We start from the raw sequence: 19,973 nt of genomic DNA, 5'->3' as shown, positions 1-19,973 counted from the left end.
GTAATGTTTGGCGAAGTCTGGCACGCTCCCCCTCATCACATTCGAGAGGGAGCAGGTCCATGACGGACCCCATTCTCACTTTGCCAGAGGTCGCCATTTTGTTGAAGGTTGCAGAGAAGACTGTCTACACGATGGCGCAAACAGGCCAGATCCCGGCGTTCAAGGTTCGAGGCCAATGGCGGTTCAAGCACGACGATATTGATCAGTGGATCGACGAACAGAAGGCGGTGGTGAAGGGGAACGCTGCAAAGGACTCCCCCAATGTCTGAGCAGTTCTTCGAAAAGCCGATCCTGAATTCCCCCTACGAATACCCCGGCCGCCATTGGGAACTAGACACTGACGGTCAGCCGACGAACCGCATCATCGAGACCAGGCGCCGCTCAGACCTGATTACGCCGGTCCCCAAAACGAAAAAGCAACGGCAAAGCAAGAAGCAGGGCGCTCTGCTGCTCGGTGCCGATGACGATCTTTCGACCGCAGATCAGGAGTACAACCCCACCCCGATCATCAACGAGGTTCGGGGATATGTCGAAACGTGGCGCAATCTTCCGAACCCTGACCAGTGGCTCGTGACACCGGAAACAGCCCGACTGCTGCAACATTGGCGACACCACAAGTTCGAGGGCGTCCGCCCCTTCTTCTGCCAGATCGAAGCCGTCGAAACCGCGATCTGGTTGACCGAGGTCGCGCCGAAGATGGGGCCGCGCGTCGCCAAGTTCTGGGCGCACATCAAGGGGGCCAATGAGCAGGCCAATCCCGAACTGATGCGCCTTGCGTTGAAGCTCGCGACCGGGGCGGGCAAGACCACCGTCATGGCGATGCTGATCGCGTGGCAGACGGTTAACGCCGTGCGTCACCCGAACAGCAAGCAGTTCTCCAGCCGGTTCCTGATCGTCTCGCCTGGCATCACGATCCGGGACCGTTTGCGCGTCCTGCTGCCGAACGACCCTGAAAGCTACTATCGTTCGCGCGAGATCACGCCGCCCGACATGCTGCGCGACATCCAGGCAGCCAAAATCGTGATCACAAACTATCACGCATTCAAGCTGCGCGAAAAACTGGTGATCGCCAAAGGCACCAGGCAGGCACTGGAGGGCTGGCGCGGCGAAAAAGTCCAGACGCTGGAGACCGAGGGCGAGATGATCCAAAGGGTCATGGGTGACCTGATGGGCCAGAAGAACATCGTCGTTCTGAACGATGAGGCGCATCACTGCTATCGCGAGCGGGTAAAGGATGCCGTTGGCGAAACCGAAGACGACTTGAAGGGCGACGAAAAAAGCGAGGCCAAGGAGAACAACGAGGCCGCCCGCATGTGGATATCCGGCCTTGAAGCGGTCAAGCGGAAGCTTGGCATCAGCCTCGTCTACGACCTATCGGCCACACCGTTCTTCCTTCGAGGCTCAGGATACATCGAAGGCACGCTGTTTCCCTGGACGATGTCCGACTTCTCGCTGATGGACGCCATCGAATGCGGGATCGTAAAGTTGCCGCGCGTGCCGATTGCAGACAACGTGCCGGGCGGCGATACGCCAAAGTTCCGCAATCTCTGGGACCACATCGGCAAGAAGCTCCCCAAAAAGGGACGTGCGGCAGGCAAGGCGCTTGATCCGTTCAGCCTGCCGGTCGAGCTGCTGACCGCATTGGAAGCCCTCTACGGTCATTACGAAAAGACCTTCCAGCTTTGGCAGGACAAGGGGATCGGCGTACCGCCGGTGTTCATCGTCGTCTGCAACAACACGGCGACTTCAGAACTGATCTACAAATACATCTCGGGTTTTGATCGGGTCAGCGACGACGGCACCGAGACCACCCTTGAGAATGGCCGCCTTGCCCTGTTCCGGAATTACGACGACTTCGGCAACCGCATGCCGCGGCCGAACACAATCTTGATCGATAGCGCTCAGCTCGAGTCCGGCGAGGCGCTCGACAAGGATTTCCGCGAAATGGCGGCTGTCGAAATCGAGCAGTTCAAGCGCGAGATGGTCGAGCGGACGGGCGACATCACGGCTGGCGACAAGATCGACGAATCCACCCTGCTGCGCGAGGTCATGAACACCGTCGGCAAGAAGGGTCGCCTCGGGGAACAGATCCGCTGTGTAGTCTCGGTCTCCATGCTGACCGAAGGGTGGGACGCGAACACCGTCACCCACGTTCTTGGCGTCCGCGCCTTCGGCACGCAGCTCTTGTGCGAACAGGTGATCGGCCGCGCGCTGCGCCGCCAATCCTATGAACTGAACGACGAGGGGCTCTTCAACGTCGAATATGCCGATGTCCTGGGCATTCCATTCGACTTCACCGCGAAACCGGTAATCTCCCCCCCGGCGGCTCCGCGCGAAACCGTCCGCGTCCACGCCGTTAAGCCTGATCGCGACGCGCTGGAAATCACCTTCCCCCGTGTCGAAGGCTATCGGGTCGAATTGCCGGATGAACGGCTTGAGGCAAGTTTCAGCCCTGACCATATCCTGGAACTGACCCCGCAGCTTCTCGGCCCCTCCACAACCACTAACCAGGGGATCATCGGCGAAGGCGTTGACCTGACCCTGGAGCAGCCGGAGGACCTGCGCCCTTCCACCATCATGTTCCGCCTCGCACGCCACCTGATCACTCACAAGTATCGCGACCATGGCGAGGCCCCGAAACTTCACCTCTTCGGCCAGATGAAGCGCATCACACGCCAATGGCTAGATGGCGGCTACCTGCGTTGCACAGGCGGAACCCACATGGGCCAGGTTCTCTATCCGGAAATCGCCGACATGGCGGCCGAGCGGATCAAGGCGGCCATCACGGAATCCCTCAAGGGCGAGAACCAGATCAAGGCGATCCTCGACGCCTATAATCCCACCGGCACGACCGCCTACGTCAACTTCACCACTTCCAAGGCGCTGCGCTGGCAGACCCGCCCCGACAAGTCCCACGTCAACTGGGTCGTCTGCGACAGCGATTGGGAGGCCGAGTTCGCCCGCGTCGCCGAAAGCCACCCGCGCGTGCTGTCCTACGTCAAGAACCAGGGGCTTGGCCTCGAAGTGCCCTACCTCTCCGGCTCCACCCCGCGCAAATACCTGCCTGACTTCATCGTCCAGATCGATGACGGCAAGCCTGACCCGCTGAACCTGATCGTCGAGATCAAGGGCTACCGCGGCGAGGATGCCAAGGACAAGGCGAACACCATGCGCGCCTACTGGGTGCCGGGCGTGAACAACCTCGGCAAGTTCGGGCGCTGGGAGTTTGCCGAGTTCACTGCGGTTTACGAGATGGAGGAGGAGTTCGACAAACTACTCGAAACGCTCGGAGCTGGCCCCGCCCGTCAGGGAGACCTGATCGAATGAACTTCCATGACGCCCGCGAGATCCTCAATAACTGGTCTTCATTCTTCGACCCGAGCCTTTCGGAGGCATCGTCCAACAAGCGGCTCGAGCCCGCACCGCGAAGCGAAGCCGCTCGCAAAGCCTGGTGGTACGAAAGCGACCGCGTCATCGATTGGCGCAGCCCCCGTTGCTCGGCCTATCTCGTGGCATACCTGCAAATCGCAGATGGACCGATTCCACTTACCGGCATTCCACTTGACGACGGCTTCATCCACCCGGATCGCTCCGTCATGCAGGCGCTTGATCATGCTGGCTGCATTCGCATGGACGACGGCATGTTTCACCTGACGGATAAGGGCGAAGCACTGGTGACCCCCTGGCTTCAGATCGACCGCGCGACCGGCTTTTCAGTAACTGTGCAAAGAAGAAGAGGCTGACCCCATGGCCAAGAAACCCATCGAGGTCGAAACCCTCACCCACGACGCCACGCGCAAGAACATCCCGACGGCCGAGTTCGAAAGCCTGATGCGCGATCAGGACAAGACGCCCATCCAGCTCGCCTACGAACGCCGCAACCGCGATCTGGATCCGCAGCTGGTCTGGCGCGGCAAGGATGAGCAGGACTGGTCCGACCTGATCGTTCAGGCCCCGCCGCTGTATATTCAGGAAAAGGTCCACCCCAAGGTCATCATCGACGACCTGAAACGCGAAAGCGCGAACCGGGCCAAAGCGGCGAAGGACGCGCCCCAGTTCGACATGTTCGCCGATTTCAACGGCCTGCCGGATGCCGAGGCCGCGACCGAGTTCTACCAGCACGACCAGCACTGGTCGAACCGGATGATCTCGGGCGACAGCTTGTCGGTGATGGCCAGCCTCGCCGAGCGTGAGGGGCTGCGCGGTCAGGTACAGTGCATCTATTTCGACCCGCCCTATGGCATCAAGTTCAACTCCAACTTCCAGTGGTCCACCACCTCGCGCGACGTCAAGGATGGCGACAAGACCCATGTGACGCGCGAACCCGAACAGGTCCGCGCCTTTCGCGACACCTGGAAGGACGGCATCCATTCCTACCTGACCTACCTGCGCGACCGGCTGACCGTTGCGCGTGACCTGTTGACCGACAGCGGAAGCGTTTTCGTTCAGATTGGTGACGAGAACGTCCACCGCGTGCGCGCGCTAATGGAGGAGGTGTTTGGGGAAGACAATTTTGTCGCGCAAATCCCATTCGCCAAAACTAGCAGTAGCACTGGCGACTACCTTGGAAACACCATCGACTTTATTGTTTGGTTCGCAAGGCGAAAAACCCACATCAAGTATCGAACTTACTGGCTCGAAAAGAAACCTGGTGAGAAGGGTGGGACTGGATATCGAACTATCCGATATCCCGATGGCAGTAAGCGCCCCATGACAAAAGAGGAAATCCAAGGAACACGGGAAGTACCCGCTGGAACAAAGATTTTCTTCCGAGACAATCTGACCAGCCAGAGCATGGGGCGCGAAAAAGGGGAAGGCGCAGCATCTTGGTTTCCTGTGAGCCTTCTTGGAAAGGCGTTCAAGCCCTCCCTCAGTGTACGCTGGAAGACTAATGAAACGGGCATGGAAAGACTTCTAAAGGCAGACAGAGTCGAGCCCTCAGACAACAATATAGGTTATGTCCGGTTTCTCGATGATTTTTCGGCATATTCACTAGGTGACTTTTGGACTGACACCCTTGGTCAGAACCAGTTTGGGGGCGAAAAGACGTATGTTGTCCAGACTGCCCTGACTGTCGTCCAAAGGTGCATGCTGATGTCAACCGACCCAGGGGATCTGGTTCTTGACCCGACCTGCGGCTCAGGCACTACGGCATATGTAGCTGAGCAATGGGGCCGCCGCTGGATCACCATCGATACGAGCCGCGTCGCCATTGCGCTTGCCCGCTCGCGCCTAATGGGCGCGCGCTATCCATATTACCTGCTAGCTGACAGCCCTGAAGGTCAACAAAAGGAGGGTGAGGTCACCCGCACGCCGCCGAAGACAACTCCCACCCAAGGAAGCATCCGGCAGGGCTTTGTCTACCATCGTGTGCCGCACATCATGTTGAGCAACATTGCGGCAAACGCTGAGATCGACGTGATCTGGGACCGGATGCAGCCCGTTGTCGAAGACGCCATCACCGCCCTGAACGCCGCCCTTGCGGGCCACCCCACCCCCTTCAAGGTGGAAACCGGCGGCCGCGCGGGCGCCAAGATCGACTTCACCGCGAGGGGTGAGGTCAAGCTCCCCTCCGGCGAGATGGCCCCGGCGAACGGCCTGATGGAATGGGAAATCCCGCGAGAGGCCCCCTCAGACTGGCCCGCCCCCGCGCAGGCCGCTCTGAAACGGTTCTGGGAGGCGCGCATCGCCCGCCAGCGCGAGATCGACGCCAGCATCGCCGCCAAGGCCGAATTCGAATACCTTTACGACAAGCCCTACGACGACAAATCTAAAGTCCGCGTCGCAGGCCCCTTCACCGTGGAAAGCCTGTCGCCCCACCGCACCCTCGCCGTCGATTGGGACGACGAGCTGATCGACACCTATGAAGCCGCCGAGGGCAAGCGCAAGGCCGTCGAGGCCCCGCGCGACTTTACCGACTTCGCCCACATGGTCCTGGAAAACCTGAAAGCCGCAGGCGTGCAGCAGGCGCACAAGGAGGACCGGATCACCTTCACCAGCCTGAAGGGCTGGCCCGGCAAGTGGGTGGCGGCCGAGGGCACCTTCATGGAAGGCGACACCCAGCGCCGTGCGGGCGTGTTCATCGGCCCCGAATTCGGCACCGTCTCCCGCCCCGATCTGGTCGCCGCTGCGCGCGAGGCTGGCGACGCCGGTTTCGACGTACTGATCTGCTGCGCTTTCAACTATGACGCCCACAGTTCCGAGTTCGACAAACTTGGCCGCATCCGCGTGCTGAAAGCCCGGATGAACCCCGACCTGCACATGGGTGGCGATCTGAAAACCACCGGCGCGGGCAACCTGTTCGTGATCTTCGGCGAACCGGATATCCGGATCACCGATGCAGGCGACGACATGGTGCAGGTCCAGGTCTTCGGCGTGGACGTGTTCAAGCCCCAGACCGGCGAGGTGCAGAGCGAGGGGACCGACGGCATCGCCCTGTGGATGCTGGACACCGACTACAACGAGGAGTCGTTCTTCGTCCGCCACGCTTATTTCCTCGGCGCGAACGACCCCTACAAGGCGCTGAAGACCACGCTGAAGGCCGAGATCGACGAGGAGGCCTGGGAGAGCCTGTATTCCGACACATCGCGGCCGTTCCCAAAGCCGAAGTCGGGGCGGATCGCGGTGAAGGTGATCAACCACCTCGGGGACGAGGTGATGAAGGTGTTTGCGGTGGAGTGAGGGAATGCTGATCAGGAACTACGGTCTCTTTTGGGTCCGAGACGACGTCGACTGGGGCGGTCGTGGCCGTGGTAATGGCGGACAACTTTTGGGCTGGACTGGCCGAAGGGGCGCTGCTGCTGTTGATTTTCGGCAGCAGCGAGGCATTTACGTCCTCTATGACGACAACTTCAAGATCGTCTACATAGGCCAAACAGGAGCAGGCAACCAAAGGCTCTTGGTGAGGCTAAGAAATCATAGATTCGATCACCTTGCACAGAGATGGAGCCGATTTTCATGGTTCGGCACTTCTCCTGTTGCTGGCGGTCAACTCGACCTTAATGCTGCGGTTAGGCCGCCAGCCATCAACGAGATCCTCAACCATATAGAGGCAATTCTTATTGCATCGGCTGAACCCCCTCTCAATCTTCAGCGAGGCCGATTTGGGGAAGAGGTCGAAAGATATATTCAGTTTGTCGACGATGACGACGACGGCATTGACGACGAGGACCAATGAATTTCCGGATAGCCGACACCTTCACAGACAGCCTTGGCCGCTTGACTGCTCAAGAGCAGAAAGCTGTTAAGACGACTGCCTTTGATCTTCAGATCAACCCTTCGGCACCGGGCCTGTCCTTTCACAAGCTGGACCGCGCCAAGGACTCGAACTTCTGGTCGGTGCGGGTGAATGCTGACATCCGAATCATCGTACATCGCACCCCCGCCAGCATCTTGCTGGTCTATGTCGATCACCACGACGACGCCTACAAATGGGCTGAACGGCGGAAGATCGAGCGCCACCCGACGACGGGCGCCATGCAGTTGGTCGAGGTGCGCGAGCGGGTCGAAGAGGTGGAAATCTTCAAGGCCAAGGAGGTGGCCGCGACACCCGCGCTTGCCACCACGCCCGCAGCCCGACTGTTCGACAATCTGCGCAAGTTCGAACTGATGGCCTTTGGCGTGCCCGAGGAATGGGTGAATGACGTCCGGGCGGCCACCGAGGACACGCTGTTCGACATCATCGAGCACTTGCCCCAAGAGGCACAGGAAGCTCTGCTGAAACTGGCTGTGGGCGAGAAACCGCAACCGCCCGAACCTGCTCCGGTCGAAGCCGATCCCTTTGCTCACCCGGACGCCCAGCGCCGCTTCCGCGTTCTGGCCAACGCAGAAGAACTGAAGCAGGCGCTCGACTATCCGTGGGACAAGTGGGCGGTCTTTCTGCATCCGGCCCAGGCTGACCTTGTCGAGCGATCCTTCTCCGGTCCGACCCGAGTTTCGGGTTCGGCCGGGACAGGAAAAACCATCGTGGCGCTGCATCGTGCGGTCCATCTTGCCCGCGCCAATCCTTCTGCCAAGGTCTTGCTGACGACGTTCTCCAAGCCGCTGGCGAATGCCCTGCGCAGCAAGTTGGCCAGCCTCGTGGGCAATGAGCCCTTGGTTTCGGCGCGGATTGTCGTGAAGGCGGTCTCGGCAGTTGGGTATGACCTTTATTCCGAGCGGTTTGGGCAGCCGCAGATCGCACCTGCTGCATTGGTCAAGTCGCTGATCGCGAAAGCAGCGGCTGAAGTCGAAGGACACAGGTTCTCGACCCAGTTCCTGATCGGAGAGTGGAACGACGTCGTGGACGCCTGGCAGCTTCGGTCGTGGGAAGATTACCGTGACGTCTCGCGGCTCGGTAGGAAGACTCGGATCGGCGGCAAACAGCGCGAAGCCCTTTGGACCATCTTTGAACGCGTCCGTGCTGGGCTAAGGGAACGCGGCGTTGTAACATGGTCGGACGTTTTCGGCCGTCTGGCAGACAGTTTCGGCCAAGGCAGCGCACGCCCTTACGACTTCGCCGTGATCGACGAGGCGCAGGACCTGGGTGTGACGGAGGCGCGGTTCTTCGCCGCCATGGCAGCAGGGCGAAGCGACGGTCTCTTCTTCGCCGGAGATCTTGGCCAGCGCATCTTTCAACAGCCCTTTTCCTGGAAGGCGCTTGGCCTTGATGTCCGCGGCCGCTCTTTCACCCTGCGCATCAATTACCGCACGTCACATCAGATCCGCACACATGCCGATCGACTCCTGCCGTCAACCGTTTCGGATGTGGATGGCAACACGGAAGGGCGGCGCGGCACTGTGTCGATGTTCGACGGACCTCCGCCGATGGTCTTGGCCTGCAACGATGAGGGTCACGAATGCCGCGCGGTTGCAGGATGGATCACGGATCGACTGAAGGAGGGCTGCGCACCGCGCGAGGTTGGTATTTTCGTCAGGTCTGACGCGGAACTGAAACGTGCGCGTGCTGCCGCGAAAGCTGCGGGCGTTCGCGCGGTCGAATTGAGTGAAAAGGTCGAAGTGGAGGACGGGGCAGTCGCCATCAGTACAATGCACTTCGCGAAGGGGCTGGAGTTCCGGTCGGTGGTGGTCATGGCCTGCGACGACGAAGTGATCCCGCAATCAGAGCGGATCGAGTCAGTGGCTGACGACGCGGACCTCGAGGAAGTCTACAACACGGAACGGCACCTGCTCTATGTTGCCTGCACAAGGGCGAGGGATCACCTGCTGGTGACCGGCGTAACTCCCGTGTCGGAGTTCGTCGACGACTTCCTCAAGGGCAACTGACCGACGAGGTCGGACCGCCCCCCTCCTTTGGTTCCTCCCCCGCCCTCAACGTATGCGGGGGGGCGCAGCGCGGCGGTTCGCTAGCGTGAGGCATTTTCACCGGGGAATCCACTTGGAAGCCACCCGCCGGGCGATCTTCGGAAAACCGACTCATTATCAAAGGCTTGCGGAATCACGATCTGGACGTGCTGGATTCTTTTGCGGAATCCAGGGAATCCACTTCGGGGAAGCCAGGTGGCCGGAAGCCTCCACCGGAAGCCACCTGCGGGGACGCTGTTGAATCCGCGTCATTTTTCCGATTGACAGACCTGCCCCCGTTGACCTACCCCTTGATCATCGAAGAATAGCGCCCGGAGGAACCCCCTCGCGGGCGCTTTCGTTTTCAGCCCCCACATCCCGAGCCCCGCCCCATGGACCTCGTCTTCGCGCCGAGCCAGATCGAAACTTGGCCGATTGCCCGGCTGCGCCCCTATGCCCGCAATGCCAAGATGCACGGGCAGGACCAGGTGGCGAAGATCGCCGCCAGCATGGCCAGGTTCGGGTGGACCATGCCCTGCATGGTCGCCGACGACGGCGAACTGATCGCGGGCCATGGCCGGGTGCTGGCAGCCACCATGCTGGGGCTGACCGAGGTGCCGGTGATCCGGCTCAGCCATCTCGACGAGGCCGAACGCCGGGCATACCGGATCGCCGACAACAAGCTGACGGAACTGGGCGAGTGGAACGAGGCCATACTGCGCGACGAGATCGCGGTGCTTCTGGCAGATGATTTCGACGCGACGCTGCTTGGCTTCAGCGACGATGATCTCGACGCGCTGCTGCGAGATCCCGAGGCGCTGGGCGTCGAGGGCCCTGTCGAGGGCGAGGACGATGTTCCGGACCTGCCGGTCGCGCCGGTGTCGGTTCCGGGCGATCTGTGGCAGCTGGGTGCGCATCGGCTGATCTGCGGCGACAGCACCGCGGCCGATGTTGTCGGGCAGCTGCTGGGCGATATCCGCCCGCTCCTGATGGTGACCGACCCGCCCTATGGAGTGCAATACGATCCGTCCTGGCGCAACCAGGCGGGCGCGGCCAGGACAAAGCGCACTGGCAAGGTGCTGAACGATGACCGGGCCGACTGGCGCGAGGCATGGGCGCTGTTCCCCGGCGACGTCGCCTATGTCTGGCATGGCGCGCTGCATGCCTCGACCGTGGCCGAGAGCCTGGTGGCTGCGGGTTTCGCTATCCGGTCGCAGATCATCTGGGCCAAGGACCGGCTGGTGCTGAGCCGCGGCGATTACCACTGGCAGCATGAACCCTGCTGGTATGCGGTGCGCGCCAAGGGCAAGGGCCACTGGGCTGGGGACCGCAAGCAGACCACGCTGTGGCAGATCGCCAACCGGGATCAGGATGCCGACACGGTCCACGGCACCCAAAAGCCGGTCGAATGCATGCGCCGCCCGATCCTGAACAATTCCAGTCCCGGACAGGCGGTCTACGAGCCCTTCATGGGATCGGGCACCACGCTGATCGCGGCCGAGACCACCGGCCGGGTCTGCTTCGGCGTCGAGTTGAACCCGGCCTATGTCGATGTGGCCGTTGAGCGCTGGCAGTCCTTCACCGGCCAGGAGGCGCTGCTGGCGGAAACCGGTGAGACCTTCGCCTCCATCAGGGCCAAGCGGCACGCGGCATGAACGCGCCCCTCCTGCCCGGCCGGATCGAACATTGGCCGCTGGCGCGACCGCGCCCCTACGCCCGCAATGCAAAGACCCATGATCGCCGCGGAACGCACCGGGCGGCGCTGCTGCGCGGTGGAACTGGACCCGGCCTATTGCGATGTTGCGGTGCGGCGGTGGGAGATGGCGACGGGGCGGACTGCCAGCCGCGATTGACCAGTTGGCTCGAACTTGCGAATGTTTGCCGAGAAGGAGAATGGGAACTCGGCCTACCGCCTTCGGTACTTGAATGGTCGAATTTCCCCGGAGCAGTTGATGCGTAGCCCTTCACCTTCTTCGTCCCGCAACGGTAAGGCTGACCAGCTTATCGACATCTTTGAGCGCGAGATGGAGGTCGAATACCGGGGCGAGCGTTATCGTGTCCGTGACAATGGTTCCGCGCATCGCCTGCCCCAGAAACGGCAGAAGACCAGACCACTTGATGACCAATGGACGTTTGGGCGGCAGGGGTTGTCGACCGGCTACATGTATCTGAGTGGCGTGCCCGTCCATCGGATTGTCTGCGTGGCATTTCACGGCGAGCCACCCACTGATCGACATGTCGTTGATCACATCGACACAAACAGGGCGAACAACCGACCGGAAAACCTGCGGTGGGTCACCCGCCTGGAGAACGTTCTACTCAACGAAATCTCGGCACGGCGCATTGAACTGGTCTACGGCTCGATTGAAGCCTTCTTCGCCGACCCAAGCCAGGTTCAGACCGACAAGGCGTTTCCCGACATATCCTGGATGCGCACCTTGTCGAAGGACGAGGCAGCAGCCGCAAAAGCACATTTGCAGGAATGGGCGAAGAGTGGCGCTGTCCCAAGCGGCGGCGCGCTGGGCGAGTGGCTGTATGGGACAAGAGATCGGGCGAGCTATGAACCGCCACCGGCGGAATATGAATCACTGACGCCGTCCGTCGTGCAGGTCAAATGGAAGGTGCCGACGGAGTTCCCGCTCTGCCCGGAAGCTGTGACCGAAGACGCGCTCCAACGCTACGCGGAAAACCTGAAGTTCGGTCGTGTTTTCGCGCGAAACCATCTCTACCAGAGCTTGGTCGTCCAACATGGCATGACCGAGGACAGTCTCGTGGTCATTACACACGATCCAAGCGACAATGCGATCAAGGACTGGGCGGTCGCGCATGTCGGTGTCCGCGGCGAATTCTTCTACCACCGCAGCGAGCACCAGTATTTTACACTTCAGGGGGCCCTCAAAGCCTTCTGTGAACTGACGGGTGAGAGTTACGACGACTGCATGGACGACTACTGCTGAACGACCTGCTACTTCAGGGGAGCCGGTAAACCGTCCCCCTGCCCTCGACCTTCTCGGCAGCGACGGGCAGGCCCAACTTCTTCTTCAAAGCGCCAGAGATCGAGCCCCGGACAGTATGAGCCTGCCACGAAGTGGCCTCGACCATCTCAGCCACCGTCGCCCCCTCGGGACGCTGCAGCATCGCGATGATCCGCGCCTGCTTGGTGCCCGCGCGGATGGCGACGGGTTTCAGGGTGGCGGTGCCGTCGGGCGTCCGCTCCGCCTGCGGACTCGGCTTCGCCTTCCGCGCGCTAGCGACGGCGCTGGCCACCAGCGGCTCGATGCCGATGGCGTCCAGCCCTGCCTCGGTGGCAATCAGCGTCGTGCCGTGACCATCCCCAGTCTCGCGCCACAGAGGTTCACGGCGAGTCAGATTTGCTTCCACTTCCTCGAGCCAACCACGGACGATCATCTTTCTGACGACCATCTTCGCGGCGGCGCCGGCCAGCCCCTCGGGCAACGGCACGGCGAGGTTACCTGGCCGCGTGGCGGCGCGGGAAAGGATCAGGGATTGGGTGTCAGACGGGGTGATCATGGGGGTCCCTCCGGGGCCGAGTTGCATCGTTTCCTTGCGATCAGACTCGCTCTGTCGCGCCCTCCAATCAACTCAATACCAAGCGATATCATCGCCTTGATCGGAACATCCGCGCCATGAAGGGCATGAGCGAACGCGAGTACGCGGCCCATTCCGGCCTCTCCCGCGGCGGGGTGCAGAAGGCGCGCAAGAACGGCCGGCTGGTCGTTTACGACGACGGTTCGATCAATGCCTCGGCCTCGGATCTGCGACGGGCGGAGATGACCGACCCGGACCAGCAGCGCCGGTCTCTTGGCGGTGACACCCTCGCCAGCGGTCCGGGCGAGACCACGTCCTATATCAAGGCGCGCACCGCGCTGACGGTCTATGCGGCGCATGGGCCGGACTCTAATCGCAGATGGAGGAAAAATCCCGAGGCAGGTCAGCAAGATTCAGCGTGAGGATCTTGCCCGCGATCAGCAAGACAGCCGCGAGATTGAACGAAAGGAAAGGGTGTATTGAGAAGGTTTCCACGAAATCCAGCAGCCAAAGCGTAATCAACACAAGTTGATTACGCTTTGGCTCGTATCTTTCCGTGGGTCAAGGCCGTCCGGCAATCACATAGCCTGAAAAGGTTGTGGCAGGGTCACTCAAACAAAAAACTGGCCACCATTGGCAGTGATGGTCGAGCCAGTGATGAAGCCCGCCTCATCCGAGGCAAGGAAAGTGACACAGCGGGCAATCTCTTCAGGCTCCCCAAGACGACCCACCGGGATTTGCGGCAGAATGCGGTCTGTCAGCACCTTTTCGTCCATGGCGCGGACCATCTCGGTGCCAATATAGCCGGGGCAGATCGCATTGACCGTAATGCCCGCCCGAGCGCCTTCCTGCGCGAGAGCTTTGGTCAAGCCCAGATCACCGGCCTTGGCTGCGGAATAGTTGACCTGGCCGGCCTGACCTTTTTGACCATTGATGGAGGAAATGGTGATGATACGGCCGAATTTGCGTTCTCGCATACCCGGCCAGAGCGGATGGGTCATGTTGAATACGCCCGAAAGATTGGTGTCGATCACCTCGCGCCACTGTTCGGGCGTCATCTTATGGAACATAGCGTCACGGGTGATGCCTGCGTTATTCACCAATATCTCAACTGGGCCATATTGGGCTTCCACACGTTTTACGCCTTCGGCGCAGGCGTTGTAGTCTGCCACCGACCATTTGACTGCGGGGATGCCACTCGCGATGGTAAAGGCCTCGGCTGCCGCGTCGTTTCCAGCGTAATTGGCAATGACCCTGTAGCCAGCCGCTTTCAGCGCAATCGAGATCGCGGCTCCAATACCGCGCGTTCCACCCGTGACCAATGCAACTCTGCTCATCTTCTTCATCCTGTCTGCGACCCTCAGGCCGTGGTGTGAAATCCGTTATCGGCATAGATCACCGATCCGCTCATCGGACTCGCGGCCTCGGTGGCCAGAAACGCCGCCAGCGCGCCGATCTCTTCGATACTCACCAGTTTGCCGGAAGGCGTGCGTGCGCGAACCTCATCCATCAGCACATCGAACCGCTCGATCCCCGAGGCGGCGCGGGTCTTGACCGGACCGGTCGACAGCGAAAAGGCCCGGATCCCTTCGCCCGCGAGATCGGCCGCTGCATAGCGGACCGAAGCCTCCAGTGCGGCCTTCACCGGACCCATGAGGTTGTAATTCTCCACCACCCGATCTGCGCCGTAAAAGCTGACGGTGATCAACGAACCACCCGCCTGCATCAAAGGCCGTGCCAGCCGCGCCATACGCAGGAAGGAATGGCAGGAGACATCCATTGCGGTCGCGAAACCTTCGGCCGAGGCGTTGACAACGCTGGTATGCAGATCTTCACGTGGGGCAAAGGCGATGGCATGAAGCAGGAAATCAAGCCGCCCCCATTCAGTGGTGATGCGGTCAAACACGGCTTCCAGCTGACCCGGTTCGCGCACATCACAGGAAAGCAGCAGCGGCGCACCCACCTCCTGCGCCACGGGCGCGACCCAGGGCCGGGCCTTTTCATTGAGACAGGTCAGCGCCAGCTCCGCCCCTGCAGCACGAAAGGCTCTGGCGCAACCGGCGGCGATGCTGGCCTCATTCGCCACACCGACTACGAGACCGCGTTTGCCGTTCAGATCAATCATATCGCCGTTCCTTCGCTGATGGCCTCGCGTGCGATGATGATTTCCTCATCGGTCGGAATGATGAGGAGTTTCACCCGGCTGCTGGCGGTGCTTATGCAGCGCCGCCCCGCTTCATTGGCCTTCGGGTCAAGCTCTGTCCCAAGCCAGGCCAGCCGCGCGGCGACACGGGCGCGGATGCCGTGCTGGTGCTCGCCGATCCCTGCGGTGAAGATCAGCGCGTCGATCCCGCCCATGCTGGTCGCCAGCCGTGCGACCTCGCCCGCGATACGCAGGCAAAAGAGGTCGATCGCCTCCGCCGCCTCCGGGCGCGAGCTGGCCATCAGCTCGCGGCTGTCAGCCTCGAACCCCGACACGCCGAGAAGGCCGCTTTCACGGTAGAGCATGGTCTCGACCTGTTTCAGGCTTTGGCCCATTTCGCCCATCAGGTGCAGGATCACGCCCGGATCCAGCGCACCGGACCGCGTCGCCATAGGGATGCCATCCAGCGTTGAAAACCCCATTGAGCTGTCGATACTGATGCCGCCATGAATGGCGCAGAGGCTCGCGCCGCTGCCCAAATGCGCTGCGACCACCTTTGCATCGGGGACCAGATCGCCCAGTTGACCGGCGATGTAGCGGTAGGACAGCCCGTGAAAACCGTAGCGCTTGATCCCCTGATCATAAAGTGCGCGCGGGATAGCAAAACGGCGCATCAGGGGCGGGTTGCTCGCATGAAATGCGGTGTCGAAAGAGGCGGTCTGCGGCACGTCCGGGTAGAGCGCCCGCATTGCCCGGATCAGCGCAAGGCTTTGCGGTTGATGCAGTGGCGCGAGCCGCGCCAGAGTGTCGATCTGCGCAATCACCTGATCGGTGATCCGCGCCGGGCCTGTGAATACATCGCCGCCATGCACCACGCGGTGGCCGATCACCGCGAGTCGCGACAGATCAAACTGCCCGGCCAGCCAGGCAAAAGCCTGGTTCAGAACCGCCGTCAGATCGCCGGGATCAGCGGTGATCGTGCCAGACAGGGCCTCATCCTCCCGTTTCAGGCGGATCGCAAAAGGCTCATCACGGAAGTCGATCACGCCCGAGGCAAGCGGGCGGGGCCCGGCAATCTCCAGTGCATAAAAGCCGAGCTTGATGGTCGAAGAGCCGGCATTGAAGGTCAGGATCAGATCGCGCGTCACGCCTTCACCTCCGCCTTGCGGATCGCAACCAGCTTTGCCAGCGCGGCCGAGGCGATGCGGGCCGACAAGGGATCGGCGCGACTGGTCAGCACGATCGGCACCCGCGCGCCCAGCACCAGTCCCGCCGCCGTGGCACCTGCGAAATAGATCAGCTGCTTGGCGAGCATATTCCCGGCCTCAAGATCCGGCACCAGCAGGATATCGGCCTCTCCCGCCACTTGCGAGATGATGCCCTTGGTCGCTGCCGCCTCGGGGCTGATCGCATTGTCAAAGGCCATCGGCCCATCGACCAGTGCGCCGGTGATCTGGCCACGCGCCGCCATCACCGTCAGCGCGGCGGCATCCAGCGTTGCGGGCATCATCGGGTTCACCGTCTCGACCGCCGCCAGCACCGCGACCTTCGGCTGCTTGCGCCCGAGTAGCCGCATCAGATCGACCGCATTCTGGCAGATGTCGCGCTTGTGCTCCAGGGTCGGCGCGATGTTGATCGCGGCATCGGTCACGATCACCGGCTTGCCATAGGCGGGCACATCCATCGCATAGACATGGCTGATGCGGCGCCCGGTGCGTAAACCCCCGGTTTTCGATACCACCGCTGCCAGGAGCTCATCCGAATGCAGGCTGCCTTTCACCAGCACCTGAACCTCACCGCAGGCCGCGAGTTCCACCGCCCGCGCCGCCGCCGCATGGCTGTGTTCGGTCTCCTCGATCTGGAAGCCATCGAGCGAGACTCCGGCCTCGGCCGCCGCTGCACGGATCTTTGCGGCGGGGCCAATCAGGATCGGATCAAGCAAACCCTCGTCGCGGACCTCAACCGCCCCCAGGATCGCGGATTTCGAACAGGGATGCACCACCGCCGCCCTGACCGGCGGCAGCGCGCGGGCCTCTTCGACAAAGCCCTGCCAGCGCCCTTTCGGCAAGATCACCGCCTCGGGGAGGTTTCCTGGTACCCAGGTCAGTTGCTCAAGCGGTGCCAGCACCAGCGCCTCGCCCGAAAGCACCACCTCGCCCAGTTGATTGCGGGCGGTGGTCGCAAGGCGGACACGGTTCTTGCCTTCGATCAACTCGATCACTTCAACCTCGGCAGTCACGGTGTCGCCGGGAGAGACCGGCTTTTGAAAGCGAACCTGCTGGTCTAGATAGATAGTTCCCGGCCCGGGCAGGCGGGTGCCCAGCACCGCCGAGATCAGTGCCGCTGTCCACATGCCATGGATCACCACATGGCCAAAAGGCCCATGCGCGGCGAAGTTGGCATCCAGATGGGCTGGGTTCGCATCGCCGGAAACGGCGGCGAACAGCTCGATATCCTCGGGGCCGACATGACGGCTGAGACTGGCGTGGTCGCCGATTTTCATCTGATGAAACAGGTGGTTGGTGAGGCTCTGGGCAGGGGCGTTCATCATATCACCTTTGAAAGACGTAAGTGCCGGGTGCATCTTCCAGCGCCTTTCCCATGGCGGGCGGCGCGGCGGGTGCAGAGGAATGCACGGCCAGCCAGGCCTGCCACGGTGTCCACCAGGAGCCCTCCGTTGTGGAGTTGGCGTCAGCCCAGGTTTCCGGCGGCAAAAGTGCATCCCCATGGGTTCGGGTGGCCAGCCGGTAACGGCGGCGCGGATGGCCGGGTGGCGAGACGATGCCGGCATTATGTCCGCCCGATGTCAGCGCGAAGGTCACATCGCAATCAGTAAACTGGTGGATCTTATAGACCGATTTCCACGGTGCGACGTGATCGCGTTCGGTTCCGACCGCAAAAGCCGGTACGCGGATATTCTGCAGCAGCACCGTCTTGCCCCCCGCAGCGAAACGGCCTGAGGAAAGCTCGTTCTCGAGATAAAGCTTACGCAGATACTCGGCATGCATGCGGTAAGGCATGCGGGTGCTGTCGGCGTTCCAGGCCATGAGATCATTCATCGCCGTCCGCTCGCCCATCAGGTAATCATGCACCATCCGCGACCAGATGAGGTCATTCGACCGCAACAGTTGAAACGCCCCGGCCATCTGATCGGCGGAAAGATAACCCCGGTTCCACATCATGCTTTCAAGGAAATGTAGCTGGCTCGGATCGATGAACAGCGCAAGTTCCCCAGGCTCGGTGAAATCCACCTGAGCGGCGAGCAGCGTCAGCGAGGCGAGGCGGTCATCGCCCTCGCCGGCCATCGCGGCTGCCGCAATCGACAAGAGCGTGCCGCCCAGGCAGTAGCCGGTGGCATGGATCTTCTGGTCGGGCACCAGGCGGCTGATTTCATCCAGCGCTGCCATCGTCCCTTGTAGCCGGTAATCTTCCAACGTCAGATCACGGTCTTCCGCGCCGGGATTGCGCCAAGAGATCGCAAAAACCGTATGGCCCTGGGCCACCAGCCAGCGGATCAGGGAATTCTCGGGGCTCAGGTCGAGGATGTAATATTTCATGATCCAGGCCGGGATGATCAGTACCGGCTCAGGATGCACGGTTTCGGTCACGGGCGCGTATTGGATCAGCTCGATCAGATGATTGCGGAAGATCACCTTGCCCGGCGTCACCGCCACATCGCGGCCCGGCGTAAAAGCTTCGACCCCTTCGGGCGGTTCCTGACTGATCTGGCGGGTCGCGTCCTGCAGCCAGTTCTGCCAGCCCTTCACCAGGTTCATGCCGCCCGTGGACCAGGTCCGTGCCAATACTTCGGGATTGGTGAATGGGTTGTTCGAGGGGGAAAACACGTCGAGCATCTGCTTCGCGGCAAAGGACACCACATCCTCGTGGTGTTTCGTGACGCCGGGTACCTCATGGGTGACGTTATGCAGCCATTGCTGTTGCAGCAGAAATGCCTGCGACATCCAGCTGAATGGCGGTTTTGCCCAGGCTTCATCTGCGAAACGGCGGTCCCCGGGCAAAGGCGTGATGACCGGGACGGCCTCTGGGTCCATCGCGGAAGACATGAGATGCGCCAACAGACGCTGCCATTTGCGCCCCGCCTTGACGCCGAGTTCCATCCGTTTGCCAGGTGCCTGGGCCAGATGAAAGATCCAGTCCGACCAGGCCAGCATCAACGAGCCCGGCGAGATGCCGCCGCTCAGTTGGGCTGAAAGCGCCTCGCGGATGCGATCAACCGCGTGAAAGGCCTCAATCCCAAGGTTTTCACCGGCCTGGGCCGGGGAAGCACCCGGTAGGTCTGATTTCGGCGGAAGTGCCATGCCGCGTCTCCACTTTGTTGTGTGAGGCTAACACATGATGATCAACGTGCGTTGATCGAGATCAATAAATGTGAGGTTTGTTTTTCGCGCGTTCATTGTGTGCAAGTCCTTATCCAGGAGGCAAAGAAAAATGAGCTGTCAAGCCACTGAAATAACCGCCGCAGGTCCGACAAGGGATCCGCTGAACCTGCTCCGGCAGATGCCTGACGCTGTGAGAAAAAACGCGCACCTCACCCCCCCGGATATGATAGGAGAGTTTTAGCCTCTTCCCCGAGACCGTCGATGAACAGACAAGGCTTTTTTCACTTTCTCGCCATCGCCAATTCCCGGCTCGCGGCGTCGGCCATTATGAACGATTACTTGCGAAACAGCACGGAGTGAGGCTATGTGGCCATGGCCTGACTTCTGATGCTCAAGTCTGTCTGACATGTCATTCCGTCAATGCACCGCCAATCCCAGTAAATACACCGCCAACCTGGTTGAAAACGAAGGCCCCTGCCTGACGCATCCCGCCGAATAGGGTATTGTTGTCCATCGCCCCGGCCTCACCGGAGAGAAGGCCGACATAGCGGCTATGTGTTCCATCCCGGATGATCACATAGACCCTCGCCGTTCTGCCCTGTTCATGGCAAGATCGATCCTGCGCGAGGTTCGGGAGGGGGTGGGGACATGCTGATCTC

General features: G+C 61.3%; 15 protein-coding genes and 1 pseudogene. 9 read left to right on the top strand and 7 right to left on the bottom strand.

Annotated features, from left to right (window positions below; genetic code table 11):
- Positions 1-59 precede the first annotated feature (59 nt).
- The 8 genes from mads1 (at position 60) to IE126_RS19730 (ending at position 12,239) form a co-directional block, all read left to right on the top strand.
- A complete protein-coding gene (gene mads1, locus IE126_RS19770) occupies positions 60-269 on the top strand; it encodes a methylation-associated defense system helix-turn-helix domain-containing protein MAD1 (protein ID WP_101922923.1) in 210 nt (69 codons plus the stop codon).
- Positions 262-3,327: a BPTD_3080 family restriction endonuclease gene (locus IE126_RS19765; protein WP_189381951.1), complete on the top strand. Its 3,066-nt coding sequence runs from the start codon at positions 262-264 to the stop codon at positions 3,325-3,327. Before mads1 ends, IE126_RS19765 begins: the two co-directional genes overlap by 8 nt.
- Positions 3,324-3,743: a hypothetical protein gene (locus tag IE126_RS19760; RefSeq protein ID WP_189381950.1), complete on the top strand. Its 420-nt coding sequence runs from the start codon at positions 3,324-3,326 to the stop codon at positions 3,741-3,743. The genes IE126_RS19765 and IE126_RS19760 overlap by 4 nt, the downstream gene beginning before the upstream one ends.
- Before the next feature lie 4 nt (positions 3,744-3,747).
- Complete coding sequence (locus IE126_RS19755) at positions 3,748-6,681, top strand: site-specific DNA-methyltransferase (RefSeq protein WP_189381949.1); 2,934 nt, start codon at positions 3,748-3,750, stop codon at positions 6,679-6,681.
- Positions 6,682-6,685: 4 nt separating this feature from the next.
- A complete protein-coding gene (locus IE126_RS19750; protein WP_143710478.1) occupies positions 6,686-7,177 on the top strand; it encodes a GIY-YIG nuclease family protein in 492 nt (163 codons plus the stop codon).
- Positions 7,178-7,392: 215 nt separating this feature from the next.
- Positions 7,393-9,264 (top strand): 3'-5' exonuclease, encoded by a 1,872-nt coding sequence (locus tag IE126_RS19745; RefSeq protein ID WP_229825697.1) that lies wholly within the window; start codon positions 7,393-7,395, stop codon positions 9,262-9,264.
- A gap of 410 nt (positions 9,265-9,674) precedes the next feature.
- Positions 9,675-10,937: a site-specific DNA-methyltransferase gene (locus tag IE126_RS19740; RefSeq protein ID WP_036700968.1), complete on the top strand. Its 1,263-nt coding sequence runs from the start codon at positions 9,675-9,677 to the stop codon at positions 10,935-10,937.
- A gap of 219 nt (positions 10,938-11,156) precedes the next feature.
- Entirely contained in the window at positions 11,157-12,239 is a 1,083-nt protein-coding gene (locus IE126_RS19730) for an HNH endonuclease signature motif containing protein (protein WP_081972910.1), read from the top strand.
- Positions 12,240-12,252: 13 nt separating this feature from the next.
- Here the strand turns inward: IE126_RS19730 and IE126_RS19725 are convergent, their stop codons facing one another.
- A complete protein-coding gene (locus IE126_RS19725) occupies positions 12,253-12,813 on the bottom strand; it encodes a DUF3489 domain-containing protein (RefSeq protein WP_036700986.1) in 561 nt (186 codons plus the stop codon).
- A gap of 116 nt (positions 12,814-12,929) precedes the next feature.
- Here IE126_RS19725 and IE126_RS19720 point away from each other — a divergent pair.
- Positions 12,930-13,187 (top strand): annotated as a pseudogene (locus IE126_RS19720) (hypothetical protein); the annotation flags it as partial.
- A 255-nt stretch (positions 13,188-13,442) separates the two neighbouring features.
- Here the strand turns inward: IE126_RS19720 and phbB are convergent.
- The 6 genes from phbB to IE126_RS26030 form a co-directional block, all read right to left on the bottom strand.
- Positions 13,443-14,168 carry an acetoacetyl-CoA reductase gene (phbB, locus tag IE126_RS19715; protein WP_036700970.1) on the bottom strand — a complete coding sequence of 242 codons (726 nt, stop codon included), beginning with the start codon at positions 14,166-14,168 and terminating at the stop codon, positions 13,443-13,445.
- A gap of 23 nt (positions 14,169-14,191) precedes the next feature.
- Positions 14,192-14,956 (bottom strand): enoyl-ACP reductase FabI, encoded by a 765-nt coding sequence (gene fabI, locus IE126_RS19710; protein WP_036700972.1) that lies wholly within the window; start codon positions 14,954-14,956, stop codon positions 14,192-14,194.
- The gene (locus tag IE126_RS19705) at positions 14,953-16,122 is read right to left on the bottom strand and encodes an acetate/propionate family kinase (protein ID WP_189381947.1); all 1,170 of its coding nucleotides are present in this window, start codon (positions 16,120-16,122) and stop codon (positions 14,953-14,955) included. Before IE126_RS19705 ends, fabI begins: the two co-directional genes overlap by 4 nt.
- Complete coding sequence (locus IE126_RS19700; protein ID WP_189381946.1) at positions 16,119-17,522, bottom strand: bifunctional enoyl-CoA hydratase/phosphate acetyltransferase; 1,404 nt, start codon at positions 17,520-17,522, stop codon at positions 16,119-16,121. The genes IE126_RS19705 and IE126_RS19700 overlap by 4 nt, the downstream gene beginning before the upstream one ends.
- Positions 17,523-17,526: 4 nt before the next feature.
- Positions 17,527-19,293 (bottom strand): PHA/PHB synthase family protein, encoded by a 1,767-nt coding sequence (locus tag IE126_RS19695; RefSeq protein ID WP_189381945.1) that lies wholly within the window; start codon positions 19,291-19,293, stop codon positions 17,527-17,529.
- A 430-nt stretch (positions 19,294-19,723) separates the two neighbouring features.
- Positions 19,724-19,973, bottom strand: a 250-nt coding sequence (locus IE126_RS26030; RefSeq protein ID WP_229825695.1) for a hypothetical protein, incomplete at its 5' end; no start/stop codon positions are given.

Source organism: Gemmobacter nanjingensis (genome assembly GCF_014652195.1).
GTDB classification, from domain to species: domain Bacteria; phylum Pseudomonadota; class Alphaproteobacteria; order Rhodobacterales; family Rhodobacteraceae; genus Gemmobacter; species Gemmobacter caeni.
This window is presented reverse-complemented; position numbering and strand designations above follow the sequence as displayed.